Source organism: Paraburkholderia sp. BR10923, assembly GCF_040948765.1.
Taxonomy (GTDB): Bacteria; Pseudomonadota; Gammaproteobacteria; order Burkholderiales; family Burkholderiaceae; genus Paraburkholderia; species Paraburkholderia youngii.
Map to the genome: position 1 here is coordinate 178,890 of NZ_JBFPKO010000007.1, position 26,232 is coordinate 205,121.

Below are 26,232 nucleotides of genomic sequence, written 5' to 3' on the forward strand. Positions count from 1 at the left end.
TTGGCGTTGCGTGCCGTAGGGCAGGCACACTTGGTAAATATTTCGGAAACAGAGATGGTGGTGCGCGGCTTCATGTACGCTTGGCTAGGCAGCTGGTCTGATCGTAATGGTGAAGTGCCTCTGCGTATGGAGGAAGCGGCGAGGCCTTTCTCACCGCCGCCAACGCGATGGCGTCCCATCCCACATGACCGCTACTTTGCGCGAGGGTTGCGCTTGTGATCTGTCCATCATCTGCGAGCTTGACATCGATTACGGTCGACGCTTGACGTTGCGTGTCGAGAAAGCTGGACCCGAGATGCTGGCGCACGCGTGACTGAACATGTACTGCAAACCCACGGTCCTGCGGGCGAATGCCTGTCAGCAGCTCATCGGAAGTTCTGAACTCGGAATAGAGTTGAAGTGATTGACCTGCGCGGGGTCCGTACCCGCAGCCCATAAGTGCACATATGACCACGCAGATTGCAAAACCAGTTTTCATGTTCTTCGTTTGACTCTCACACCCGGCGCACCAAGCGCGCATCCGCGGCGTATCGCTGCAAATGCGCGACTCGATTACGTCAGGTCAGTGCAGGCTGGTCGCGAGCGTCGTGTACGGTTGTGGCTGGGCGGCGGACAGCAGCGTCGAACTGGCCGCTGGCTGGACATCGTAAGACGACATGCCGGCGATCAGGTTGCTGATCTGCAGGTCCGCCAGGCTCGCGGTAGCCTGGCCGTCCGGCATGCTGCTCGTAACTGCGGGGACGGGCTGAGGACCTATGTCGATCGACGCGCTGAGCGGGCTGACGGAGATCGGGGGAAACGGCACGGGGTAGCTGATTACTCCGTTACCCTGATCTATACCGCCCGCCGGGGGAGACGGGAAACTCCCCCCGCCTGGCGGCTGTGGCATCGGTGTCTGCGGGCCAGCCGGGCGCCCATTAGTGGTGTTCAGTGAGCCCGACACGACGTTGTTGGCCGGGTTCTCACCTTGAAACCTGACCGTGGCGCCGTTGGCGTAAATATAATTTCCCTGTCCGGTCACGATAATGTTGGTGTTTACGCCATTCAAATCGTTGGCGTTAATGAAATTATTGTCGCCATTGATATATATGGTCTTTCCCCGCAGCGCGCTACCGAAATCGATCTGGCAACTGGATGCATTAACCGTGTCATTGCCGCCATTAACAAAAAGATATGAACCTGCTCCCAGGCTAATGTTGCCACTATCGCCAATGCTGCTGAGCGAGCAGCTTGCGCCAGCACTAACGGAAGTGTTATTGCCCACTGCGATGATGTCCCTATTGCCATCTGCGACAGCCAGCCAATTCGAATTGCCGTAGACGATTCCGTTTGAGCCCTGGTGAAACGTCACGCCATCACCGGTCAAGTTAAACAACGCGCCCGTTCCGGCTACTGAGAAGCCGTTCAAGGCAAATGACGAATCAACCCTGACGTTGTTACCCGCAATTGCAACGCTGACACCAGTACCAGCTGCAGCTATCGCGTTCGAGTCCCCCCACACGATGCCGTCCGAATTCTGGTGGAACGTCACGCCATCGCCGGTCAAGTTGAACAACGCGCCCGTTCCGGCGACTGAGAAGCCATTCAAGGCAAATGACGAATCAACCCTGGCGTTGTTGCCCCCAATTGCCACGCTGACACCGGTACCAGCTGCAGCTATCGCGTTCGAATCCCCCCTCACGATGCCGTTCGAACTCTGGTGGAACGTCACGCCATCACCGGTCAAGTTAAACAACGCGCCCGTTCCGGCTACTGAGAAGCCATTCAAGGCAAATGACGAATCAACCCTGACGTTGTTGCCCCCAATTGCCACGCTGACACCAGTACCAGCTGCAGCTATCGCGTTCGAGTCCCCCCTCACGATGCCGTCCGAATTCTTGTTGAACGTCACGCCATCGCCGGCCAGATTGAATAGCGAGTTTCTGCCGGTGACGGCAAAACCGTTGTTGGCGATCAGCGACTCGACATGGGCATAGTTGCCAATGAGGGTCACGCCGACGTTGCTGCCCACTGCAGCCACGGAATTCCAATCGCCAAAGACAACTCCATCAGAGTTGTTGTTAAACGTCACCCCGTCCCCAGCCAGATGGAACACCGAGTTCCTGCCTGTGACAGCAAATCCGTTGTTGGCGACGAGCGAACTGACAATGTTATTGTCGCCAACCAGAGTCACACCGGCCTGGCTGCCCTGCACGTTGACTACGCCAGTACCATAGAGCGTGACATGATTGCCGATACCATTTTCATTTACGTAGGTCTGGCCGCTGCCGGCGGATATCGTGTAGTTGCTTCCGTTGCCGTTGATGAAAATGTCGCTAATCGAACCGTTGGCACCATCGCAGGACTGAGACCAACTGCCGTCGGCATAGGTGCAGATTTGCGCCTTTGAAGGGGTGCCCTGCTCATCGCGGATCATCCACGTGCCGGTCTGCGCAACACCTGCCGCATTCAGGAGAAAATCGGGTAGGCCAGAATCGGGTGCCTCAAAAAAGGTCGTACCCGAAGCGAAGGTGTAGGCTGTTCCACCTGCGACCTGCTGGATGCTGGTCGGCACCTCGATCGAATAACCGCTCACGAGGCCGAGTGCATTCAGTTGCGGCACCGGCATGCCGCCCGCGAGCGCGTTCGTGACGGTGTTCGACAGCGAGTTCGTGAAGGAAACCTGATCGCTGGCGGACAGCTGGTTGTAGTACGGAGCGATCACGCTGCGGATCGCATCAAGATTGTCCTGCAGTGAAGGCGAGTTGGACCATGCGAGGCTGGCGAACGTCAGGCCCGCTGCGGTAATGCCGACTGCAATGGCGATTTCCGGGGTAGCGACGACCGTAGCCCCAGCTGCCACCGCCGATCCCAGTAGTGAAACAAGGTCACTATCCTTGATTTTGGCGAGCGCGTCCTCACTTCTGATTGCTTCGAGGGCTAATGTCCCGGCGTTCGCGAACAAGCCCAGTCCCGCCGCGCCTTTTGCGAGGCTGCCTGCAAGGGCTCCGGCGTTGGCGGAATTGGCCGCGACCTGCTGGAACATCTGCAGGGTCGAAGACCCTGAGCCGATGATGTCCATCCCGGCGGCGAGCCGTCGCCCAAGGGCGACCAGCGGGTCGCCGGCCTGTGCCGCCTGGCTCATCTGGTCCGCGGCGTCTGCTGCCGCAGTCGTGCCACCAATCAGGTTGTTTACCAGCGTGGCGATTGCTTCCGCGTTGCCAAGCGACCGGGGTGAGACCTGCGACCGGTCCGCAAGAGATTCTGTTGCCATTTACACGTCCTCCTGTGACAGTTTTTTCTTAAGGCGATAGGCGTTCCGAGTGCTGATCGCCCACAACACACCGGCGATCAAATACATCACGATGATCGCTTTCCAAGGGTAACGACGGGCACGCTGCAGCGAATCCTGCAGGCGCTGTTGCGGAATCAGGTCTTTGCCGCCAGGCGTACGGACTACGAGAGGCCAGTACGATCCCTTGCCGTCTTCGAGCAGGAATCCTTCGGCATATACATGAACTGGCGGCTCGGTCCGCGCTAGTGCTTCGAGACCAATGGCGTCCATCACGTAGCGGCCCGTTACATAATGCCGGCCGTCGTCGGTTTCGAAGTCCACGTAGGGCACCCGCCGGATACCGATTTCGGCGACCTTGCGGACAAATTGGCCAGTCGCCCTGATCAGCGGCGCCTCCGGTGGCAGCGAACCGGCGAATTGTGCGTCAAGATTTTGGAGGATCAACGGCGTCGAAACTGTCCCGGTGATCGCCCAAATCAGAAAGCCGGATTTCCACTTGTAGCCCTTGCCAATGACATCCGGGCTACCTTTGACGAGCAGCCAGAATGCTTTGAGCCAGGTGATCCGTGTTCGCGGCTGATCGCTCATTTCAGGACCTGCTGGACGTCTGCAGAGTCGAAAGCCCGGAGCCGATGATGTCCATGCCGGAGGCCAGCCTCTGCCACACGGCGACCAACGGGTCGCCAGCCTGGCTCATCTGGGCAGCAGCGTCTGCTGCTGCGGTCGTGCCGCCGATTTGGTTGTTCACCAGCGTGGCGACCGCTTCTCCAGTGCCCTGCGACTGGAGCAATACCTGCGGCACATCCGGAATGTTCTCTGTTGCCATTTAAAGCTTCTCCTGTGACAGTTTCTTCTTAAGACGCCTAGCGTTCAGGATGCTGATCGCCCAGAACACACCCACGAAGAGGTACATCACCGCGTACACTTTCACTTGCCACGGATTCCGTGCACGTTGCAGCGAGTCTTGAAGATCCTGCGGCGGAATCAGGTCCGTGCCGCTGGGCGTGCGGATGACGAGGGGCCAGTACGACCCTTCGCCGTTTCTGAGCAGGAATCCTTCGGCATACACATGAACTGGCGGCTCGGTCCGGGCTAGTGCTTCGAGACCAATGGCGTCCATCACGTAACGGCCGCCAGTCACATAATGCCGGCCGTCGTCGGTTTCGAAGTCCACGTAAGGCACTCGCCGGATACCGATTTCGGCGATCTTGCGGACAAACTGGCCAGTCGCTCGGATCAACGGCGCTTCCGGTGGCATCGCGCCAAGAAACTGGGCACGAAAATGTTCACCGATGAATGGCATGGCAAAGGTTCCCACAAGCGCCACGGTCAGCAAGCCGGATTTCCACTTGCAGCCCTTGCCAATGACATCCGGGCTACCTTTGAGGAGCAGCCAGAATGCCTTGAGCCAGGTGATCCGTGTTCGCGGCTGATCGCTCATTTCAGGACCTGCTGGAACGTCTGGAGAGTCGAAAGCCCGGAGCCGATGATGTCCATGCCGGAGGCCAGCCTCTGCCACAAGGCGACCAACGGTCGCCAGCCTGTGCCGCCTGGCTCATCTGGGCTGCGGCGTCTGCGGCTGCGGTCGTGCCACCGATCAGGTTATTCACCAGCGCAGCGATCGCTTCCGCGTTGCCAAGCGACCGGGGTGAGACCTGCAGCCGGTCCGCAAGAGATTCTGTTGCCATTTACACGTCCTCCTGTGACAGTTTTTTCTTAAGGCGATAGGCGTTCCGAGTGCTGATCGCCCACAACACACCGGCGATCAAATACATCACGATGACCGCTTTCCAAGGGTAACGACGGGCACGCTGCAGCGAATCCTGCAGGCGCTGTTGCGGAATCAGGTCTTTGCCGCCAGGCGTACGGATTACGAGAGGCCAGTACGATCCCTTGCCGTCTTCGAGCAGGAATCCTTCGGCATATACATGAACTGGCGGCTCGGTCCGGGCCAGTGCTTCGAGACCAATTGCGTCCATCACGTAGCGGCCCGTTACATAATGCCGGCCGTCGTCGGTTTCGAAGTCCACGTAGGGCACCCGCCGGATACCGATTTCGGCGACCTTGCGGACAAACTGGCCAGTCGCCCTGACCAATGGCGCTTCCGGCGGCAGCGAACCAGCGAATTGGTCATCAAACAGTTGAAAGATAAACGGCGTCGCAACGGTCCAAGTCAGCGCCAAATTCAGCAAGCCAGATTTCCACTTGTAGCCCTTGCCAATGACATCCGGGCTACCTTTGAGGAGCAGCCAGAATGCTTTGAGCCAGGTGATCCGTGTTCGCGCCTGATCGCTCATTTCAGGACCTGCTGGAACGTCTGCAGAGTCGAAAGCCCGGAGCCGATGATGTCCATGCCGGAGGCCGGCCTCTGCCACAAGGCGACCAACGGGTCGCCAGCCTGTGCAGCCTGGCTCATCTGGGCAGCAGCGTCTGCGGCTGCGGTCGTGCCGCCGATCAGGTTGTTCACCAGCGTGGCGACCGCTTCTCCAGTGCCCTGCGACTGGAGCAATACCTGCGGCACATCCGGAATGTTCTCTGTTGCCATTTAAAGCTTCTCCTGTGACAGTTTCTTCTTAAGACGTCTAGCGTTCAGGATGCTGATCGCCCAGAACACACCCACAAAGAGGTACATCACCGCGTACACTTTCACTTGCCACGGATTCCGTGCACGTTGCAGCGAGTCTTGAAGATCCTGCGGCGGAATCAGGTCCGTGCCGCTGGGCGTGCGGATGACGAGGGGCCAGTACGACCCTTCGCCGTTTCTGAGCAGGAATCCTTCGGCATACACATGAACTGGCGGCTCGGTCCGGGCTAGTGCTTCGAGACCAATGGCGTCCATCACGTAACGGCCAGTCACATAATGCCGGCCGTCGTCGGTTTCGAAGTCCACGTAAGGCACTCGCCGGATACCGATTTCGGCGATCTTGCGGACAAACTGGCCAGTCGCCCGGATCAACGGCGCTTCCGGTGGCATCGCGCCAAGAAACTGGGCACGAAAATGTTCACCGATGAATGGCATGGCCAAGGTTCCCACAAGCGCCACGGTCAGCAAGCCGGATTTCCACTTGTAGCCCTTGCCAACGACATCCGGGCCACCTTTGAGGAGCAGCCAGAATGCTTTGAGCCAGGTGATCCGTGTTCGCGTCTGATAGCTCATTTCAGGACCTACTGGAACGTCTGCAGAGTCGAAAGCCCGGAGCCGATGATGTCCATGCCGGAGGCCAGCCTCTGCCACAAGGCGACCAACGGGTCGCCAGCCTGTGCCGCCTGGCTCATCTGGGCTGCGGCGTCTGCGACTGCGGTCGTGCCGCCGATCAGGTTATTCACCATCGTGGTGATCGCTTCAGCGTTACCAAGCGACCGAGGCGAGATCTGCGGGCGGTCCCCGAGAACTTCTCTTGCCATTTACACGTCCTCCTCTGACAGTTTTTTCCTAAGGCGATAGGCGTTCCGAGTGCTGATCGCCCACAACACACCGGCGATCAAATACATCACGATGACCGCTTTCCACGGATAACGACGGGCACGCTGCAGCGAATCCTGCAGGCGCTGTTGCGGAATCAGGTCTTTGCCGCCAAGCGTACGGATTACGAGAGGCCAGTACGATCCGTTGCCCTTTTTGAGCAGGAATCCTTCGGCATACACATGAACTGGCGGCTCGGTCCGGGCTAGTGCTTCGAGACCAACGGCGTCCATCACGTAGCGGCCAGTCACATAATGCCGGCCGTCGTCGGTTTCGAAGTCCACGTAGGGCACTCGCCGGATGCCGATTTCGGCGACCTTGCGGACGAACTGGCCAGTCGCCCTGACCAATGGTGCTTCCGGCGGCAGCGAGCCAGCGAATTGGGCATCAAACAGTTGAAAGATAAACGGCGTCGCAACGGTCCACATGAGCGCTCCTGTCAGAAGGCTGGATTTCCACTTGTAGCCCTTGCCAACCACATCCGGGCCACCTTTGAGAAGCAGCCAGAATGCTTTGAGCCAGGTGATCCGTGTTCGCGGCTGGCCGCTCATTTCAAGACTCCTTCATGAGCGGTGGTGTCGGCGGCACCCGAAGAGTCTCTTGATTCATTCATTAATCGAACAATGTATTTGTCAGGGCACCGAAATTTACCCGAAAGGAAATGCCCTCAATTGTCAACTTTTGCTGAACGTCGGGACAATACAACGCTCAACAACAATCGGATATGTCTGATGGACGATTTTCCGGATTGCGCGGACTCAAATATTTATCACGATGACTACTGGTTTTCTGCGCCGCAGGCGGAAAGGCGGCATCGAGCCGCCTTTGCAATCGGGGATCAACCGTTAGTGGTTTAGCACCCTATACGCAGATATATCCGCACCCGGAGCAACGGGAATACCAAATGCCCAATGCGATCCCTGGTCGGTGAAACGTATCGCCCTGGGTCGTTTGTTGCGATTGAACCGGTCTCCGTTAGCCTCCACCTCCGCGATGCGCATTCTGGAAGCGATCTGCTTGTTCATCAGACCGGACGCGACGTTGACCAGCACCTCGCGCTCGCGAGGCGTCAGCGCGCCCCACCGTTCGCGAGCCTCGAACAGCGAGCTATCCGCTTCGAGGCGTCGTGCGTCACGCTGCAATGCCGCGACTACCGCGTCGATCATGTCCTGATCGCGGAACGGCTTGGTCAGAAAGTCCAGGGCCCCTGCTTTCATCGCCTCGACCGTCATGGCGATATCGCCATATCCCGTCATGAAGACAACGGGCATCGGAGCGCGCTCCTGCGTCAATAACGACTTCTGCAACGCCAATCCGCCTTGGCCACGCAAGCGCACGTCCAGCACGAGGCACGCCGGTCCCGGGCCCTTGGGCGCCGCGAGGAACTCTTCAGCGGAGCGGAAAGCGTCGACTTCCAGGTCGATCGAGCGCAGCAGCCCCGTTAGCGCTTCACGTACCGAATCGTCGTCTACGACATAGACGACGACCGCGGTTCTGTTGGCTGCGATGGTAGCGGACCACGCGGTTTCAGTGTTTCGCATCACGATAGTCTTCTACGACGATACGGTCTGCGAATGGGGCGGAACCGACCTGAACACCGGCGTTGCATTGGCGCAAGCGGTGATCGGCACGTTCGTGAGCTTTCCGCTGATCGACTGGTTCGCGCTGCGCGTCGTCGCGGCGCGATTGACCGCGATCGCGGCGCTGTGCCTCGGCGCAGGCGTCGCGGCTTTCACGGTAATCGCGCCAGAGGATGCGATCGGTTTTGTCCCTGGGTTCCTTGTCGGTTTCGGCTGGGCTTCCTTTATTCTCGCCGCTCCACTGGCGCTTGCGAAACGAACCACGAATGCCGATCGTGGCTCATGGTTCGTGCCGTTCGGCACGATACAAATGCTGGGCATCGGCGCATGGCCGGCGCTAGCCGCGTTCGCGATCCGCTCGCTGCACTAGAGCGTTGCAAGCGTGCTGCTCGTCGTCGCGGGGCTGTGCGTGGCTGGATCGTTGATGCTGGAAGTTTTCGCACGGCTGTCGCCGAATCCCGCAATCCACACCACGCAAAAGCCATGGGGACTGAATTCGGGCGCCATTCTCCGCACGCGCGCGGTTTATTCGATCGCGATGATCGGCTTGTGCGCCTGCGTTTTCTCCGGCTTATTGACGTTCCAGATGTCGCTCGTTCAAGGGACTGGCTCGCGCGCCGGTACGTTGCTCAGCTTCTATACCGTGACGGTCGTTCTCGCGCGCTGGCTGCCCGGACGGCTCGTGGTCAGTTCGCCGCGCGAAATCACGACGAAACTCGTGTTGATGTTGAGGCTGCTTGGCATTGCAGCAATGTTCGCGGTTCCGTATCACACGCTCTTTCACCCGACCAGCGCCGTGCTGTTCGGAACCGGCTACTGCCTCGCCTATCCCGTGATCCAGGAACAAGCCGTCAACGATTCCAGTGCCATCCATCGTCACGCCGCGCTGACATGGTTCATCGTCGCTTACTCGCTCGGTGCGTTCGGCTTTCCGGCTGTCGGCGGCTGGGTGCTCGTGCACGCTGGGAAGAGCGCGTTGACCGCGCTGATCGCGGTATGCGGCATGTAGGCACTCGTGCTATCCGCACTCCGGGACCGGCGAAGCCTTACTGCGCTATTCAGTTCGTGAGCGCCACGCGGGGTCTGCGGGCCGCTCCTGAAGCAGCACCGAGGCCACCAGCACCCGGATCAGGTAAAGATCGACAACGAAACATTGCCGAGCCGTCTCGTCCAGGCGGTCACGCGCGGCGACGCGTTTGCAGCGCGCTCGCGCAAAGGAAAATCACCACGACTTGCCGCCCCGCATCGCCATCAGCATCGCCCACTTGGAGCGCATCGACAGCAGCCGTGGCGCGAGCGCCGGAAACAACAAGAAGAAAAAGACAGCGTCGACAACAACCACGACGGAATGTTGAATGACAAATAAAGGGAATTCCACGCCTGCAACACCAGGAGCTGAAAAGCCGCATTGACGACTACCTCCACACCGCTCGTGGTGTGCACGATCGGCGGCGCTGAATCGATGTTGCTGAGCTCAGTGTCGAAAGGGTGGGAGTTCACAGCCATTAATGCAGCGTTCAGAGCTAGCGTAATAACATGAATCGGATAAATATGCTAAAGCAGTTGATAAAAAAATTCTGCGCCGAGACGGTACGTCAGATTAAATCCCGACATGATAAAGAAGAAACTCGTCGCGCAGCCGCTGAATTTTCATAACTCCGGCCATTGGTATCATCCTTGCATCGGGGTACATGACGAGCGTGCGAAAGCGGAGCATGATTCGTTTAACCGCGCTAAACCGGCATGGGCACTTTCCCACCATTTGCGTTTGCAAATAAATTCACAAACAACCGGATATTAAACGAGACAGTAATTTCCCCGGTAATTGTTGCGCTTCGTCCTTTGGCGGAAATGGAGGTCTCTGGAGATTTCAGAAGGCGTGATCTAATGCTTGCATTTGGGTGTCGATTTTTTTGCGAACTTTCTCGTGCGGAATACTACGGTGCATTGACATTAGATGCCGGCTGTTGTGCGGTTATATGGCCCAAAAAAAAGGCGTCACGTTGCCGTGACGCCTTAAAAGTTCTAGCCATTCCGAGGGCCGTGCTAGAACCTGAGAGAAGGTATTTCGAAAGGCGCAAGCGCCTTCGATGGGGCAATCGATCCTGGATTCCGGGATTTTTCCGCTTGCGTGCACCAAAATGCAGCGAAAAGATGCGACTTTCGAAATGAGGTTCCATTTTTTATGGTTATCCTGACTAAGTCAAGCAAAAAGATATAGTCGCTCATCGATCGGCAATTTGTTCCGATACAATGATTTTCCCAAGATATAAAAAATGGATGCCCCGGTTTGGAGATGCCCCCGCCCCGCGCGGGCGGTCGTCAATAGGTTAACGAACGAACAACCTGAAATACTGTTCCAAAAAAACGCATGAACCGATCCACACCCAATCAGGCCGTCGTCGCCAAAGCCTCCGAGAGCAAAGACCGGGACGGCCCGGGCGATGAAGTCACCGCGCTCGCGCGCGGCCTGACCGTATTGCGCGCCGTCGCCGCCGCGCACGCACCGCTCAGCAATCGCGAACTCGCCGAGTTGACCGGCATCCCGAAGCCCACCGTGTCGCGCATCACCGCGACGCTCGTGGGCACCGGTTTTCTGCTGCGACTGCCCGAAAGCGAGCGCTTCGTGCTGACCTCGTCGGTGCTCGAACTGAGCAACGGCTTTTTGCGCAACTTCGACATCCGCTCGCGCGCGCGGCCATTCCTGATCGAACTCGCGGAACGCACCGCGTTGTCGGTGCATCTCGCGGTGCGCGACCGCTACGACATGGTCGTCATCGACGCGATCCGGCCGCGTTCGGCGGTGCTCGTATCGCGACTCGAAATCGGCTCACGCATGAGCTTGACGCGCACCGCCGTCGGCCGGGCGTACCTCGCCGCGCTCGCGCAAGCGGACCGCGACCGCCTGCTCGTCGGCCTGCAGACTGCCGAGGGCGATGATTGGGGCTATATCGGCAGCCGTCTCGTCAGTGCGATCCAGGACACGCTCGAACGCGGTTTCGCCATCGCCACCGGCGAGTGGTACAACGGGCTGAACGCGATCGCGCTCGGCTTCGTCGGGCCGTCGGGCGAGCGCTACGCGGTCAATTGCGGCGGCTCGGCCGACCAGTGTCCGCGCGACTGGCTGATCTCGAACGCCGCACCCGCGCTGCTCGAATGCATCGACAAGATCGTGCTTGAGATCGGCGGCACGCCGGCGCGCCGGCTCGACGAATAGCCGGGCGGCGGCAATGAGCGCCAACCCGGCGCCCCGCACAGACCGAACACGGCGCCGGCCGGCTGCGGTCTGTGCAGTGACGAAGGCATCCCGCCCCACTCTTGCCCTACAATTCGCCAACAGCCTGTAACCTTCGTAATTAACCGAAAAATACGCGGCTGGACTGTTACAGACGCCGCAACGTACGATCACGCATCCCCGTCGCGGGACCGCGCCGCGAGCCGCGAGCGCCGTCAAAAAGGCCTCGCCGATCCGTGATGATTCCGCATTGCGTTAACATCTCTGTCCCGCGCCTCGGATAGCATCGCGCTAAATATTGCGCGGCGCGCGCCGCCACGACCGCCTGACACGCCGCCCATATGCCGGCCCGCCGTCTTTCGAACGGCGGCGACCGCATCGGCGGCTCACATCACAAAGCCAGCCACCTGACCGAACCGATGGACGAACAACAAAAGCACCCGGAAACCCAACGCCCCGCCGCTTCCCAGCCGTCCGCGAGCGGCGCGCAATCGAGCGCGCCCGGCGCGGTGAAACGCCACCGCGGCCGCACTGTCGCGCTGATCGTCGCGGCGCTGGTCGTGCTCGGCGTCGTACTGTGGCGCTGGCATCCGTGGGGCAGCCCTGGCAGCGGGGCGAGTGCGCCGGGTGCCGCGAGCGGCGCGCGCAGCGGCCGCGGCGGTCCGAACGCGATGGCCAACATGCCGCAGCCGGTGCACGTCGCCGCCGCGACGCAGGGCGAGATGCCGGTCGTGCTGACCGCGCTCGGCACGGTCACGCCGCTCGCCACCGTCACGGTGCTGCCGCAACTGAGCGGCGTGCTGCAGGACGTGTATTTCAAGGAAGGCCAGATGGTCAAGAAGGGCGACGTGCTCGCCCAGATCGACCCGCGCCCGTATGAGATTTCGCTGCGCAACGCCGAGGGCACGCTGGTGCGCGACGAGGCGCTGCTCGCCACCGCGCGTCTCGATCTGAAGCGCTATCAGACGCTGCTCGCGCAAGATTCGATCGCGAGTCAGCAGGTCGACACGCAGGCGTCGCTGGTGCGGCAATACGAAGGCACGGTGAAAGCCGACCAGGCGAACGTCGACAGCTTCAAACTCGACCTCGTGTACGCGCGCATCACCGCGCCGGTGTCGGGCCGCGTCGGTCTGCGTCAGGTCGACCCGGGCAACTACGTGACCTCGGGCCTCGCCAACGGCATCGTCGTGATTACGCAGCTCAATCCGATCAGCGTGGTGTTCTCGACCTCCGAAGACAATCTGCAGCAGATCATCCAGCACACGCGCAACGGCGAGTCGCTGTCGGCCACCGCGTACGACCGCAGCAACACGCATCCGCTCGAAGTCGGCTCGCTGAAGACGATGGACAACCAGATCGACACGACCACCGGCACGATCAAGCTGCGCGCGATCTTCGAGAACAAGGACAACGGCCTGTTCCCGAACCAGTTCGTCAACACGCGCCTGCTCGTCGATACGATCAAGGACGCGGTGATCGTGCCGACCTCGGCGGTGCTCAACGGCTCGATCGGTACCTTCGTGTACATCGTGAAGCCCGACGACACGGTCACCGTGCGCCAGGTCAAGGTCGGCCCGGTCGATGGCGAGCGCACCAGCATCCAGTCGGGTCTCGCGGTCGGCGAGCGCGTCGTGATCGACGGTTCGGACCGGCTGCGCGAAGGCTCGAAGATCACGATCCCGGCCGAGCGGCCGCGTGGCGCGTCCGGCGCGCACGGCGCGAGCGCTCCGGCGGCCGCCTCGGGCGCGCCAGCGCGTCGCGGCCGGCGCGCGCAGCGAGCATCGCAATAAAGTAAACGCACGGCACTTACCGCATGAATCCATCCCGCGCATTTATTCTGCGTCCCGTCGGCACCGCGCTGCTGATGGCGGCGATCATGCTGGTCGGCCTCGTCGCGCTGCGCTTTCTGCCGCTGTCCGCGCTGCCCGAAGTCGACTATCCGACGATCCAGGTGCAGACCTTCTATCCGGGCGCGAGCCCGGACGTGATGACGTCGTCCGTAACGGCGCCGCTCGAGCGGCAGTTCGGGCAGATGCCGTCGCTGAATCAGATGTCGTCGCAAAGCTCGGCCGGCTCGTCGATCATCACGCTGCAATTCAGCCTCGATCTGCCGCTCGACATCGCCGAACAGGAAGTCCAGGCGGCGATCAACGCGGCGGGCAACCTGCTGCCCTCCGACCTGCCCGCGCCGCCGATCTACGCGAAGGTCAACCCGGCCGACGCGCCGATCATCACGCTCGCGATCACGTCGAAAACGCTGCCGCTCACGCAGGTGCAGGATCTCGCCGACACGCGTCTCGCGCAGAAGATCTCGCAGGTCGCGGGGGTGGGTCTCGTGAGCCTGTCGGGCGGCCAGCGCCCGGCGATCCGCATTCAGGCGAACCCGCGCGCGCTCGCCGCGTACGGCCTGAATCTCGACGATCTGCGCACCACCATCTCGAACCTGAACGTCAACACGCCGAAGGGCAATTTCGACGGCCCGACGCGCAACTACACGATCAACTCGAACGATCAGCTGACCGACGCCGACGAGTACAAGAGCGCCGTCGTCGCATACAAGAGCGGCCGCCCGGTGATGCTGACCGACGTCGCGAGCATCGTGCCCGGTCCGGAGAACACGAAGCTCGGCGCGTGGGTCGACAACACGCCCGCGATCATCCTGAACGTGCAGCGCCAGCCGGGTGCGAACGTGATCCAGGTGGTCGACAGCATCAAGGCGCTGCTGCCGCGCTTGCAGCAGTCGCTGCCCGCCGCGCTCGACGTCGAGGTCGTCACCGACCGCACCACGACGATCCGCGCGTCGGTGCGCGACGTGCAGTTCGAGCTGGCGATGTCGGTCGTGCTGGTCGTGCTGGTGATGTACCTGTTCCTCGCCAACATCTACGCGACGATCATTCCGAGCCTGTCGGTGCCGCTGTCGCTGATCGGCACGCTCGCCGTGATGTACCTGTGCGGCTTCTCGCTAGACAACCTGTCGCTGATGGCGCTGACCATCGCGACCGGCTTCGTCGTCGACGACGCGATCGTGATGATCGAGAACATCGCGCGCTATGTCGAGGAAGGCGACAGTGCGCTCGAAGCCGCGCTGAAGGGCTCGAAGCAGATCGGCTTCACGATCATTTCGCTGACGGTCTCGCTGATCGCGGTGCTGATTCCGCTGCTCTTCATGGGCGACGTGGTCGGCCGCCTGTTCCATGAATTCGCGATCACGCTCGCGGTGACGATCGTCATTTCGGCGGTAGTGTCGCTGACGCTGGTGCCGATGATGTGCGCGAAACTGTTGCGCCACACGCCGCCGCACGACAGTCACCGCTTCGAGGCGAAGGCGCACCGCTTCATCGACTGGGTGATCGCGCGCTACGCGGTCGCGCTCACCTGGGTGCTGAACCGTCAGCGCTCCACGCTGGTCGTAGCTGTCCTCACACTGGTGCTGACCGGCCTGCTGTACGTGTTCATACCGAAGGGCTTCTTCCCGGTGCAGGACACCGGTGTGATCCAGGCGATCACGCAGATGCCGCAGTCGGTGTCGTTCGCGTCGATGGCCGAGCGTCAGCAGGCGCTCGCCGACCAGATCCTGAAGAACCCGGACGTCGAAAGCCTGACCTCGTTCATCGGCGTGGACGGCAGCAACATCACGCTGAACAGCGGCCGCATGCTGATCAACCTGAAGCCGCGCGACGACCGCAGCAACACCGCGAGCGAAGTAATCCGCCAGTTGCAGAAGGACGTCGCGCATATTCCGGGCGCGTCGCTGTACATGCAGCCGGTGCAGGACCTGACGATCGACTCGACGGTCAGCCCGACGCAGTATCAGTTCATGCTGACCGATCCGAACATCGGCGAATTCGCGACGTGGGTGCCGAAGCTGGTCGAGCGCCTCAAGCAGTCGCCCGAACTCGCGGACGTCGCGACCGATCTGCAGGACAACGGCCGCTCGGTGTTCATCGAGATCGACCGCGCGACCGCCGCGCGCTTCGGCATCACGCCGGCCACGATCGACAGCGCGCTGTACGACGCGTTCGGCCAGCGCATCATTTCGACGATCTTCACGCAGTCGAACCAGTACCGTGTGATTCTCGAAGCACAGCCGACGATGCAGCACTACACCACGTCGCTGAACAACATCTACCTGCCCTCTTCCACGTCGGCGGGCGGCCAGGTGCCGCTGTCGTCGATCGCGAAGTTCATCGAGCGACCGGCGCCGCTGCTGGTTACGCACCTGAGCCAGTTCCCGGCCACCACGGTGTCGTTCAACCTCGCCCCGGGTTCGTCGCTCGGCGCGGCCGTGAAGGCGATCGAACAGGCCGAGAAGGACATCGGCCTGCCCGCGTCGTTTCAGACGCGCTTCCAGGGCGCGGCGCTCGCGTTCCAGGCGTCGCTCGCGAACGAGCTGTTCCTGATCCTCGCGGCGATCGTCACGATGTACATCGTGCTCGGCGTGCTGTACGAGAGCTTCATCCATCCGATCACGATTCTGTCCACTCTTCCGTCCGCCGGCGTCGGCGCGCTGCTCGCGCTGCTGATCACCGGCCACGATCTCGACATCATCGGCATCATCGGGATCGTGCTTTTGATCGGTATCGTGAAGAAGAACGCGATCATGATGATCGACTTCGCGCTCTACGCGGAGCGCGAGGAAGGCAAGCCGCCGCGCGAGGCGATCTACCAGGCGTGTCTGCTGCGTTTCCGGCCGATCCTGATGACCACGCTCGCCGCGCTGCTCGGCGCGCTGCCGCTGATGCTCGGCACCGGCGCGGGCTCGGAACTGCGCCGGCCGCTCGGTATCGCGATCGCCGGCGGCCTGATCGTGAGCCAGCTGCTGACGCTGTTCACGACGCCGGTAATTTACCTCGCGTTCGATTCGCTCGGCCGCCGGCTGCGCGAGCGCTTTAGCCGCGGCGATTCGTCCGGTAGCGCCACGCCGCCCGCGACCGATGCAGGGAACTGAACGATGAACCTGTCGCGTCCGTTTATTTCCCGCCCGGTCGCCACCACGCTGCTGGCGATCGGCATCGCGCTGTCGGGCGTGTTCGCGTTCACCAAGCTGCCGGTGGCGCCGCTGCCGCAGGTCGACTTCCCGACCATCTCGGTGCAGGCGACGCTGCCGGGCGCGAGTCCGGAGACCGTCGCGACCAGCGTCGCGAGTCCGCTCGAGCGGCATCTCGGCTCGATCGCCGACGTCACCGAGATGACGTCGCAAAGCTCGGTCGGCTCGACGCGCATCACGATGCAGTTCGGCTTGAACCGCGACATCGACGGCGCCGCGCGCGACGTGCAGGCGGCGATCAACGCGGCGCGCGCCGACCTGCCCGCGAGCCTGCGCAGCAATCCGACCTACCACAAGGTCAACCCGGCCGACGCGCCGATCCTGATTCTCGCGCTGACGTCGAGCACGCGCACGCCCGGCCAGCTCTACGATTCGGCCGCCACGGTGCTGCAGCAGTCGCTGTCGCAGGTGCAGGGGGTCGGCGAAGTGGACGTGAGCGGCTCGGCGAATCCGGCGGTGCGCGTCGAGCTGATGCCGCATGCGCTGTCGCATTACGGCATCGGCCTCGAGGACGTGCGCGCGGCGCTCGCCTCGGCCAACGCGAACAGCCCGAAAGGAGCGATCGAGTTCGGCGAGAACCGCGTGCAGCTGTACACCAACGACCAGGCCACCAAGGCGTCGCAGTACAAGGATCTGGTCATCGCCTATCGCAACGGCGCACCGGTCAAACTCTCCGACATGGGCGAGGTCGTCGATTCGGTCGAGGACCTGCGCAACCTCGGCCTCTTCAACGGCAAGCACGCGGTGCTCGTGATCCTGTACCGGCAGCCGGGCGCCAACATCATCGAGACCGTCGACCGCGTGAAGGCGATGCTGCCGCAACTGCACGCATCGCTGCCCGCAGACGTCGAAATCTCGCCGACCTCGGACCGCTCCACGACGATCCGCGCGTCGCTGAAAGACACCCAGCGCACGCTCGTGATCGCGGTCGCGCTGGTCGTGATGGTCGTGTTCCTGTTCCTGCGCAACTGGCGCGCCACGCTGATTCCGAGCGTGGCCGTGCCGATCTCGATCATCGGCACGTTCGGCGCGATGTACCTGATGGGCTTCTCGCTCGACAATCTGTCGCTGATGGCGCTGACCATCGCGACCGGCTTCGTCGTCGACGACGCGATCGTGGTGCTCGAAAACATCTCGCGCCACATCGAAGACGGCGTGCCGCGCATGAAGGCCGCGTTCCTCGGCGCGCGCGAGGTCGGCTTCACGGTGATGTCGATCAGCATCTCGCTCGTCGCCGTGTTCCTGCCGATCCTGCTGATGGGCGGCATCGTCGGGCGGCTGTTCCGCGAGTTCGCGCTGACGCTGTCGCTCGCGATCGCGGTCTCACTGATCGTCTCGCTGACGCTCACGCCGATGATGTGCTCGCGCCTGCTGCGCGAGCCGCACGAGAAGCAACAGGAAAGCCGCCTCGGCCGCTGGCTCGAACGCGGCTTCACGTCGATGCAGCGCGGCTACGAGCGCACGCTCGGCTGGGCGCTGCGGCATCCGCGGCTGATCCTGCTCGTGCTGCTGCTGACCATCGGGCTGAACGTCGCGCTCTACATCATCGTGCCGAAAGGCTTCTTCCCGCAGCAGGACACCGGGCGCATGATCGGCGGCATCCAGGCCGACCAGAGCACGTCGTTCCAGGCGATGAAGGGCAAGTTCTCGCAGATGATGGACATCGTCAGCAAGAACCCGGCGGTCGACAGCGTGGTCGGCTTCACCGGCGGCCGGCAGACCAACTCGGGCTTCATGTTCCTGTCGCTGAAGCCGAAGAGCGAACGCAAGCTGTCCGCCGACCAGGTGATCCAGCAGTTGCGCGCGCCGCTCGGCGACGTGGCCGGCGCGCGCACCTTCCTGCAGGCGGTGCAGGACATTCGCGTCGGCGGCCGGCAATCGAACGCGCAGTATCAGTTCACGCTGCTCGCGGACTCGACGCCCGATCTGTATAAGTGGGGGCCGAAGCTCACCGAGGCGCTGCAGGCTCGCAAGGAACTCGCGGACGTGAACTCCGACCAGCAGCAAGGCGGTCTCGAGGCGATGGTGACGATCGACCGCGCCACCGCCGCGCGCCTCGGCATCAAGCCCTCGCAGATCGACAACACGCTGTACGACGCGTTCGGCCAGCGCCAGGTATCGACGATCTACAACCCGCTGAACCAGTATCACGTGGTGATGGAAGTCGCGCCGCGCTACTGGGAGAGCCCGGAAATGCTGAGCCAGATTTACGTCAGCACCTCGGGCGGCAGCGCGAGCGGCGCGCAGACCACCAATGCGCCGGCCGGCACTGTAACGAAGGCCACCAGCACGGCGGCCACGACGAGCGGGGCCGCCGGCGGCGCCGCAACCGGCGGCACCGCGGCCACCACCGCGACGAGCGCGGCCAGCATCGCGGCCGACTCCGCGCGCAACCAGGCGATCAACTCGATCGCGGCGAGCGGCAAGTCGAGCGCATCGTCGGGCTCGCCGGTGTCGATCGCGAAGGAAACGATGGTGCCGCTGTCGGCGATCGCCGGCTTCGGGCCGGGCACCACACCGCTGTCGGTCAATCACCAGAGCCAGTTCGTCGCCTCGACGATTTCGTTCAACCTGCCGCCGGGCGTCTCGCTGTCCACCGCCACGCAGGTGATCTACGACACGATGGCCGAGATCGGCATGCCCGCCACGATTCACGGCAGCTTCCAGGGCACCGCCCAGGCGTTCCAGCAGTCGATGTCCGATCAGCCGATCCTGATCCTCGCCGCGCTCGCCGCGGTGTATATCGTGCTCGGCATCCTGTACGAGAGCTACATCCATCCGCTGACGATCCTGTCGACGCTGCCGTCCGCGGGCGTCGGCGCGCTGCTCGCGCTGCTGCTGTTCAACACCGAATTCAGCATCATCGCGCTGATCGGCGTGATCCTGCTGATCGGCATCGTCAAGAAGAACGCGATCATGATGGTGGACTTCGCGATCGACGCGTCGCGCAAAGGGCTGTCCTCGCGCGACGCGATCTACCAGGCCTGTCTGCTGCGCTTCCGGCCGATCATGATGACCACCTTCGCCGCGATGCTCGGCGCATTGCCGCTCGCGTTCGGCAGCGGCGAAGGCGCGGAGATGCGCGCGCCGCTCGGTATTTCGATCGTCGGCGGGCTGATCGTCAGCCAGATGCTGACGCTCTATACGACGCCGGTCGTGTATCTGTACCTGGATCGCATCCGCGTGCGCTGGGAGGCGAGGAAGGCGCGCCGCACGGGTGGCGCGGCGCCGACCTCGTCATGATGTCGTGAAGGTGGCGCTCACAGCTTCTGCTCGATGGCCAGCGAGAAAATCCGCTGCCATCGGCGCGCCACCCGCTCGTTCGACATCGGCACGAGCCACTCGCCGCGCCGTGCGTCCTTGACCTTCACGGCGAGCCGCGCCTGCGCGTCGCGGCCTTGTGCTTCGGCGCCGAGCAGATCCGCGAAGATATACGCACCCTGCTCGTCGCCGACGCGAATCTCGCAGAGCCGCTTGCCCGCCGCGAGCCGCACCGATCCCCAACTGCCCTTCAGCTCGTGCGTCCAGTCGCCGTCGCGCACGTTCGGCGCGACTTCGCGGCGCCGCTGCCGCCAGTAAGCGAGCGCACCGGCAATCAGCAACGCAACCAGGACCGCCACGCTTTCCGCCACCGCCAGCCCGAAACCGGCCTGCAGCGCATCGAAGGCGCGTACCGCGCCGTACCCCAGCGCGACCAGCGCAATCAACGCAACGAGAATCGGCATCGCAAGCTCATCCGGTAAATGGGTTTAGCCTGGCACGGGCCTGACACGAGCAATGCGCGATGCCGGCGCGTGGCCCCTTCACTGCCCCTTGTGCGCGGCCGCCCATTCCTTGAGCGCGTTCAGCGTGTTCTCGACATGCTTGTCGGGCTGCAGGCTCGTGTACTCGTAGATGATCTTGCCTTCGGGCGAGATCACGTATGACACGCGATTCGCCATGCCGGCCTTCATCGGCATGGCCGCATCGTATGCGTCGATCACCTTCGCGTCGGCGTCGGCCGCGACCGGGAATTTGCTGCGGCATTCGCTGACCGAGAACTTCGTCAGCGTATCGATGTTGTCGTGCGATACGCCGATCACCGTCGCACCGTACTTCTTGTATTCGTCGACCGCATCGGCGAATTCGTGCGCCTCGATCGTGCAGCCCTTCGTGAACGCGGCCGGATAGAAGTACAGCACGACCGGCCCCTTCTTCAGCTGATCGGCCAGCGAATACGTATAGGTCTTGCCGCCGAGCGAGGCCTCGGCGGTGAACGCCGGCGCCGTATCGCCGGGCTTAAGGGTTGCCGAGGCGAGCGGCGAATGCATTGCGAATCCGAACGCCATGACGGCGGCCAATACCGCCGGTATGTGTTTTGTCTTCATCTGCTCCTCCATGCGTGAGCGCACGCAGTTGATCCCGTCCATCGAAGACAGCTTCGGCCGGCGTCACAGGCCGTCGCTGAACGTTCTATTGGACCACGGATGCGCACGCGGCGTCGGTCGCCGCCAGGACCACAAGCCAATCGAAAGGATGCGGTGCGCGGGCCCGGCGCATCAAGCGTCCGACTCCGCCACGTGCGCGCCGAACCACGCCGCCGCCGACAGGTTCAGCTGCGATAGCACCTCGGGCGTCAGCGCGTGGAAGCCCGCCGCCGTTGCGACCGGCGCCGCGTCGCCGCCCTCGCCCGCGACCTCGGCGATCAGCAGCAGCGCGCCCAGCTCGCCCTTGCGCGCGACGATCGCCTCGCGGATTTGCGGCGCGAGGCCGAGCTTTTCGAGCACCGCGTCCGGGGTGCTGTCGAGCACGATATGCACCAGCGAGAAAATCCCGGTCATGAACGCGGCATCGGCGAATTCGCCGTCGGCCGGACGCAGCCAGTTCGCGGCAAGCTCCATGAAGCGCGAGCGCGTCGCGGCCAGTTGCACGAGCGGATCGGCGCGCCACGGCAGGTCGCCGGTATCCGCGTACAGCAGCAGTTGCGCCCAGCGCGCGATTTGCCGCGTGCCGGTCGCGATGATCGCCTCGCGCAACGACGCGATATTGCGCCCGAGGCCGAACGCGCTCGAATTGACGAGCCGCAGCAGTTGCACGACCACGCCCGGATTGACCTTCAGCTCCGCCTCGAGCTCGACGATGCCGGCGTCGCGCGACAGCAGCGCGAGCAGCCGCAACAGGCCCGGGCGCAGCGAGCGGTTGCGCGGCGCGGCCAGCACCTGCGGCCGCGCGAAGAAGTAGCCCTGGAACAGGTCGAAGCCGAGCTCGTGCGCGAGCGCGAAGTCCTCGCGAGTTTCGACCTTCTCGGCGAGCAGCGTCTTGCCGTAGCCGCGCAAGGCCGACGCGAGCTCGGCGACCTTGCGGCGCGGCGTTTGCAGGAAGTCGATCTTGACGATGTCGGCGTACGGCAGCATCGCCCTCAGCTCGTCGGTCAGGTCGTGCACGTCGTCGAGCGCGACCTGGAAGCCGGCGCAGTGCAGCTCGTCGAGCCGACGCGCGAGCGAAGCGTCGTAACGCACGGTTTCGAGGATTTCGAGCACGAAGCGCTCGGGCGGCATCAGATGGACGATGTCGCTAAAGAGCAGCGCGCGGTCGATATTGACGAAGCCGCGATGCTGGCCGAGCACGGCAGGCACGCCGATACCGCCGATCGCGCGCGCGACCACCTGCGCGGTGGCCTGCGCGTCGTCGCTGATTTCGGCGTAGTTGTAGGTTCCGGCACGGAACAGCAGCTCGTACGCGTGAAGCGCCCCATCGCGATCCAGAATCGGCTGGCGGCCGACGTAGACATACTGCGGGACCGCGTCCAGGTCACCGCGCTCAGGATAGCCGGCTGACGCGCCGGCGACGACATCACGCACTTCGACGTCCCGCGGGACGGGCCATGGGGCGCTGGCGGACCTGATGACGGAGCGTTCGAAGATGGATCATCGGTGCAAGGTTCGGAAAGTCTACGCAGCGCGACGCCATCAGCGTCGCCAAATTAAGGGAGATTCGCCGTATTAACGGCCGCGAATCGGCGTCACTTTAACCGAATCGTCCCGGCGCCTGAACCGCGCGTCTCCTTACCGGATGTTTTTCTCCGCGCGCAGCTAAAGATTTCCCCGCTTGCGTCGTTATCTCGTTCTGATAGGGCGGGCTGCTATCTCCCGGCCGCCCGGACCGGCGGACAAGCAGCCCCGCCCGCGGACGAACCCAGGTTGCCAGCGACGAACATGGAAGCGAACACGATCACCGCGCCCCGCCGGGGCTCCTTGCGCACGGTCATCGACCGGCTGCGGGCGTTCGGCCGGCGCGAGGACGACGACCGGCCGAGCAGCGCCAACCGCCCGCCTCCACTGGAACAGGTGGTCGGCGCGGTCGACCTGCTCGCGCACGTCGACGATGCATTGCGCTTCATCTACGTGTCCGATGCAAGCCTGCGCTTCATCGGCTATCACCGCGAATACCTGAAAACCGCGACGCTGCACGATCTGGTCGCGCCCGCCGACGTGCCGCGCCTCGATGCGCTGCTCAAGCAGGCGGCGGCTTCGGGCAACGTCGAGAAAGCGACGCTCGGGCTCCTCAAGTCGCTGACCTATCCGATCACGGTCGAGCTGCGGGTCGTGCGCAGCAATCACGACGGCGTCGATGGCTACGCGATCGCCGGCTTCGACGTGTCGTCGTGGCGCGCCACCGAAGAGCGGCTGACCCAGGCGCTGCATCTGGACCGGCTGACCAGTCTGCCGAACCAGTCGGGTTTGGTGCACGCGCTGCTCGATGCACAACAGAAGGCCGATGCGCACGGCACGCCGGTCGCGCTGCTGCTGCTCGATCTCGACGACTATCAGCGGGTGAACCGCGCGCTCGGCTACGACGCCGGCGACGAGATGCTGCGCGACACTTCGCGGCGCCTGTTGAACATGACGAGCCCGAACGAAACGATCGCGCGGATCGCCAGCGACGAGTTCGCGATCCTCGTGAAGCCGGCCGCGAGCCGCACCGACGCGGCGGCCGCCGCCGAAGCGCTGGCGCGGCGTCTGTTGACCGCGATCCAGCAGCCGTATGTGTTCAAGGGTCAGCAGGTCCACCTGTCGGCCAGCATCGGCATCGCGCTGTACCCGGACGTGCGCCACGCCAACGACACCGGCGGCCACGACACGCACCTGCTGCGCTGGGCCGACCACGCGTTGTTGCAGGCGAAGGCCGCGGGCGGCAACACGCTCGCGTTCTACGTGCCGGACGACAACCCGGCCGACGCCGAGCGTCTGAAACTCGAGGCCGACCTCTACGACGGCGTACGCAACGGCGAGTTTTCGCTACACTTCCAGCCGATCACGAGCAGCCGCACGCGGGGCGTGGTCGGTGTCGAGGCCTTGATCCGCTGGACGCATCCGGTGCATGGCCTCGTGCCGCCGTCGATGTTCATTCCGCTCGCGGAGTCGATCGGGCTCATCAACTTCCTCGGCAACTGGGTGCTGAAGGTCGCGTGCATGCAGCTGATCCAGTGGGACGCGAAGGGCATTGCGCTGCAGTACGTGGCCGTCAACGTGTCGCCGCAGCAGTTTCGCGATCCGCGCTTCAAGGACTCGGTGCGCGAGGCGATCGAGCTGACCGGCATCGATCCGCGCCGGCTCGTGTTCGAGATCACCGAAAGTCTGCTGATGCACGACCCGGCGCACGCGAAGGGCTTGCTCGAAGACCTGACCGCGATGGGCATCCGCTTCGCAGTCGACGACTTCGGCACCGGCTATTCGAGCCTCGCGTACCTGCAACGCTTTCCGCTCGCGAAGCTGAAGATCGACCGGAGTTTCGTCGAGAATCTGCTAACCTCGCGAAACGATCAGGCAATCGTTAGCGCTGTCGTCGGCCTTGCGCAGACGCTCGATCTCGAACTGGTTGCCGAGGGCGTCGAAACGGAAGCGCAGCGCACCCTGCTCACCGAGATGGGCTGCGATCACATTCAGGGCTGGCTCGTCTGCAAGGCGCTGCCGTCCGAAGAGCTTGCGCAGCGCTTCGAAACGCGCGAGCTTCAGCTGCACGGCGCATAACGGGCGATGCGGACACGACGCCCAGGCAGCGCAACAAGCCGGCTTGCGACCGGCACGGCATTTACTGGAACACGTATGGCATTTGCGGGACACACATGGTAAAGGCGGCAGTGCTCGACCGGCTCTGGACGCGAATGAGCGAGCGCGGCGATTTCCCTATGCTGTCGCAATCGCTGCGCACCACCATGGCGGCAGTGACCAACGACGACCTCGACTTCACCGGCCTCGTGCAAGTGGTGCTGTCGGACTTCGCGCTCACGCAGAAGGTGCTCCGGCTCGCGAACTCGGCGATGTACATGGCGTTCGGCGGCAATATCACGACCGTGTCGCGCGCGCTGATGGTGCTCGGCATGGATGCGGTCGGTCACCTCGTAGTCGGTCTGAAGATCGTCGATCACTTTCATCAAAGCGCGCCGCGCCGCATCGACGCGAAACTCGAATTGAATCGCACGCTGCTGTCGGGCTGCGTCGCGCGCAAGCTGACCGAGCGCGGCGACCTGCGCGCCGGCGAGGAAGCGGTGGTCTGCACGCTGATGCGGCAGATCGGCAAGCTGCTGGTCGTGTTCTATCTCGACGCCGAATGGGATCAGATTCGCCGCCATATCGACGGCGGCGCACTCGAAGCCGATGCGTGCGTGCTCGTGCTCGGCGTCACCTTCGATGAAATCGGCGCCGAAGCCGCGGTGCGCTGGCGCCTGCCCGACACGATCCGCTCCGGCATGGGCGAGTTCGATCCGGAAGACGTGACGCAACCGCGCCAGGTGCAGTGGCTGCGCGCGATCACCAACTACTCGACCGCGGTCGCCGACGTGCTCACGCAGCAGAACATGCCCGAGGGGGAACGCGAGGCGCGCATCGGCGAGCTTGCGCACGAGTACGGCAGCGCGCTGAACACCGACCCCGAAGTGCTGCTGCAGATGAGCGTCGCGCTCGCGCGCGAGGATGGCGGCGACAGCGTGATGCGCGAAATCGTCGAGCTGCGCGCCAATGCCGATGCGATCGCGCGCGAGGCGCTCACGCCCGAGGCGCGCATCGAGGTCGGGGTGAAGGATCTGCGCGACCTGCCCGAAGGCAGCCCGCTCGCGCCGGCGCTCGCGATGGCCGCCGAAACGGTGCTCGCGGCGCTCGGCTTCGCGCGCACCGTGGTCTACGTCAAGCATAGCAACGGCACGTTCAGGGCGCGCATCGGCTTCGGGCCGAAGATCGACGCGGCGCTGCCGAAGCTCGCGTTCAGCACCGCGTTCGAGCCCGATGTGTTTCATCTCGCGATCGCGAACTCGGTTGGCATCTTCATCGAGAATGCGCGCGATCCGAAGATGGTCGCGCGGCTGCCCGAGTGGTTCCGGCGCTCGTTCGACGACGCGCGCGCGTTCGTGCTGCTGCCGATCATCGACGAAACCGATCAGACCGTCGCGCTGCTCTACGGCGACTGGTCGCATACGCAGGAGGCGCGCCGCATCTCACAGAAGGAGATGGGCGTGCTCAACGAACTGGCAAAGGAGTTAGGACGTTTTTTCGGCCAGGGGCAGATGCGGGAAATGGAGACGATGTGAAGACCTGGCGTGATCGCTGATCACTCTGCTTCACTTGATTCTTTCCGTGTTTGCCCGAAAACGATTTTCTC

At 63.1% G+C, this 26,232-nt stretch carries 23 protein-coding genes; 8 read left to right on the top strand and 15 right to left on the bottom strand.

Annotation, left to right across the window (positions count from 1 at the left end):
* Window positions 1-70 precede the first annotated feature (70 nt).
* The 11 genes from AB3X94_RS15440 to AB3X94_RS15490 form a co-directional block, all read right to left on the bottom strand.
* Window positions 71-520: a TonB family protein gene (locus AB3X94_RS15440; RefSeq protein WP_368611996.1), complete on the bottom strand. Its 450-nt coding sequence runs from the start codon at window positions 518-520 to the stop codon at window positions 71-73.
* Window positions 521-562: 42 nt separating this feature from the next.
* Window positions 563-3,253 (bottom strand): beta strand repeat-containing protein, encoded by a 2,691-nt coding sequence (locus AB3X94_RS15445; protein ID WP_368611997.1) that lies wholly within the window; start codon window positions 3,251-3,253, stop codon window positions 563-565.
* A complete protein-coding gene (locus AB3X94_RS15450; protein WP_368611998.1) occupies window positions 3,254-3,862 on the bottom strand; it encodes a hypothetical protein in 609 nt (202 codons plus the stop codon).
* Window position 3,863: 1 nt separating this feature from the next.
* On the bottom strand, window positions 3,864-4,100 hold the full coding sequence (locus tag AB3X94_RS15455; RefSeq protein ID WP_368611999.1) for a hypothetical protein: 237 nt from the start codon (window positions 4,098-4,100) through the stop codon (window positions 3,864-3,866).
* Entirely contained in the window at window positions 4,101-4,715 is a 615-nt protein-coding gene (locus AB3X94_RS15460; RefSeq protein WP_368612000.1) for a hypothetical protein, read from the bottom strand.
* Between the two features lie 247 nt (window positions 4,716-4,962).
* Window positions 4,963-5,571 carry a hypothetical protein gene (locus AB3X94_RS15465; protein ID WP_368612001.1) on the bottom strand — a complete coding sequence of 203 codons (609 nt, stop codon included), beginning with the start codon at window positions 5,569-5,571 and terminating at the stop codon, window positions 4,963-4,965.
* Window positions 5,568-5,819 carry a hypothetical protein gene (locus tag AB3X94_RS15470; protein ID WP_368612002.1) on the bottom strand — a complete coding sequence of 84 codons (252 nt, stop codon included), beginning with the start codon at window positions 5,817-5,819 and terminating at the stop codon, window positions 5,568-5,570. The genes AB3X94_RS15465 and AB3X94_RS15470 overlap by 4 nt, the downstream gene beginning before the upstream one ends.
* Window positions 5,820-6,431, bottom strand: coding sequence for a hypothetical protein (locus AB3X94_RS15475; protein ID WP_368612003.1), 612 nt, complete (start codon window positions 6,429-6,431; stop codon window positions 5,820-5,822).
* A gap of 8 nt (window positions 6,432-6,439) precedes the next feature.
* Window positions 6,440-6,679: a hypothetical protein gene (locus AB3X94_RS15480; RefSeq protein ID WP_368612004.1), complete on the bottom strand. Its 240-nt coding sequence runs from the start codon at window positions 6,677-6,679 to the stop codon at window positions 6,440-6,442.
* Window positions 6,680-7,288: a hypothetical protein gene (locus AB3X94_RS15485; RefSeq protein WP_368612005.1), complete on the bottom strand. Its 609-nt coding sequence runs from the start codon at window positions 7,286-7,288 to the stop codon at window positions 6,680-6,682.
* Between the two features lie 294 nt (window positions 7,289-7,582).
* Window positions 7,583-8,278, bottom strand: coding sequence for a response regulator transcription factor (locus tag AB3X94_RS15490; protein ID WP_368612006.1), 696 nt, complete (start codon window positions 8,276-8,278; stop codon window positions 7,583-7,585).
* On the opposite strand from AB3X94_RS15490, the gene AB3X94_RS15495 reads away from it, so the two are divergent.
* Window positions 8,268-8,687: a hypothetical protein gene (locus tag AB3X94_RS15495; RefSeq protein WP_368612007.1), complete on the top strand. Its 420-nt coding sequence runs from the start codon at window positions 8,268-8,270 to the stop codon at window positions 8,685-8,687. The genes AB3X94_RS15490 and AB3X94_RS15495 overlap by 11 nt on opposite strands.
* 54 nt (window positions 8,688-8,741) lie before the next feature.
* Window positions 8,742-9,326, top strand: a complete 585-nt coding sequence (locus AB3X94_RS15500) for a hypothetical protein (protein WP_368612008.1) — start codon at window positions 8,742-8,744, stop codon at window positions 9,324-9,326.
* Between the two features lie 213 nt (window positions 9,327-9,539).
* Here the strand turns inward: AB3X94_RS15500 and AB3X94_RS15505 are convergent, their stop codons facing one another.
* Window positions 9,540-9,695: a hypothetical protein gene (locus AB3X94_RS15505; protein ID WP_368612009.1), complete on the bottom strand. Its 156-nt coding sequence runs from the start codon at window positions 9,693-9,695 to the stop codon at window positions 9,540-9,542.
* A gap of 993 nt (window positions 9,696-10,688) precedes the next feature.
* On the opposite strand from AB3X94_RS15505, the gene AB3X94_RS15510 reads away from it, so the two are divergent.
* The 4 genes from AB3X94_RS15510 (at window position 10,689) to AB3X94_RS15525 (ending at window position 19,842) form a co-directional block, all read left to right on the top strand.
* The gene (locus AB3X94_RS15510) at window positions 10,689-11,534 is read left to right on the top strand and encodes an IclR family transcriptional regulator (protein WP_176108944.1); all 846 of its coding nucleotides are present in this window, start codon (window positions 10,689-10,691) and stop codon (window positions 11,532-11,534) included.
* Between the two features lie 437 nt (window positions 11,535-11,971).
* The gene (locus AB3X94_RS15515; RefSeq protein ID WP_368612010.1) at window positions 11,972-13,342 is read left to right on the top strand and encodes an MdtA/MuxA family multidrug efflux RND transporter periplasmic adaptor subunit; all 1,371 of its coding nucleotides are present in this window, start codon (window positions 11,972-11,974) and stop codon (window positions 13,340-13,342) included.
* Window positions 13,343-13,365: 23 nt separating this feature from the next.
* Window positions 13,366-16,500: an MdtB/MuxB family multidrug efflux RND transporter permease subunit gene (locus AB3X94_RS15520; protein ID WP_176108946.1), complete on the top strand. Its 3,135-nt coding sequence runs from the start codon at window positions 13,366-13,368 to the stop codon at window positions 16,498-16,500.
* Window positions 16,501-16,503: 3 nt separating this feature from the next.
* Window positions 16,504-19,842: an efflux RND transporter permease subunit gene (locus AB3X94_RS15525; protein ID WP_368612011.1), complete on the top strand. Its 3,339-nt coding sequence runs from the start codon at window positions 16,504-16,506 to the stop codon at window positions 19,840-19,842.
* Between the two features lie 17 nt (window positions 19,843-19,859).
* Here AB3X94_RS15525 and AB3X94_RS15530 read toward each other — a convergent pair whose 3' ends face one another.
* The 3 genes from AB3X94_RS15530 to AB3X94_RS15540 all read right to left on the bottom strand — a co-directional run bounded on the left by AB3X94_RS15530 (window position 19,860) and on the right by AB3X94_RS15540 (window position 22,388).
* Window positions 19,860-20,324 carry a hypothetical protein gene (locus AB3X94_RS15530; RefSeq protein ID WP_368612012.1) on the bottom strand — a complete coding sequence of 155 codons (465 nt, stop codon included), beginning with the start codon at window positions 20,322-20,324 and terminating at the stop codon, window positions 19,860-19,862.
* A 78-nt stretch (window positions 20,325-20,402) separates the two neighbouring features.
* Window positions 20,403-20,966, bottom strand: coding sequence for a peroxiredoxin (locus AB3X94_RS15535; RefSeq protein ID WP_176108949.1), 564 nt, complete (start codon window positions 20,964-20,966; stop codon window positions 20,403-20,405).
* Between the two features lie 171 nt (window positions 20,967-21,137).
* On the bottom strand, window positions 21,138-22,388 hold the full coding sequence (locus AB3X94_RS15540; protein WP_368612093.1) for an EAL and HDOD domain-containing protein: 1,251 nt from the start codon (window positions 22,386-22,388) through the stop codon (window positions 21,138-21,140).
* Window positions 22,389-22,793: 405 nt separating this feature from the next.
* Here AB3X94_RS15540 and AB3X94_RS15545 point away from each other — a divergent pair, with 405 nt between their 5' ends.
* Both AB3X94_RS15545 and AB3X94_RS15550 read left to right on the top strand, forming a co-directional pair.
* Complete coding sequence (locus AB3X94_RS15545; RefSeq protein WP_176108951.1) at window positions 22,794-24,608, top strand: bifunctional diguanylate cyclase/phosphodiesterase; 1,815 nt, start codon at window positions 22,794-22,796, stop codon at window positions 24,606-24,608.
* Window positions 24,609-24,703: 95 nt separating this feature from the next.
* Complete coding sequence (locus tag AB3X94_RS15550) at window positions 24,704-26,161, top strand: HDOD domain-containing protein (protein WP_176120073.1); 1,458 nt, start codon at window positions 24,704-24,706, stop codon at window positions 26,159-26,161.
* The last annotated feature ends 71 nt before the right edge of the window (window positions 26,162-26,232 follow it).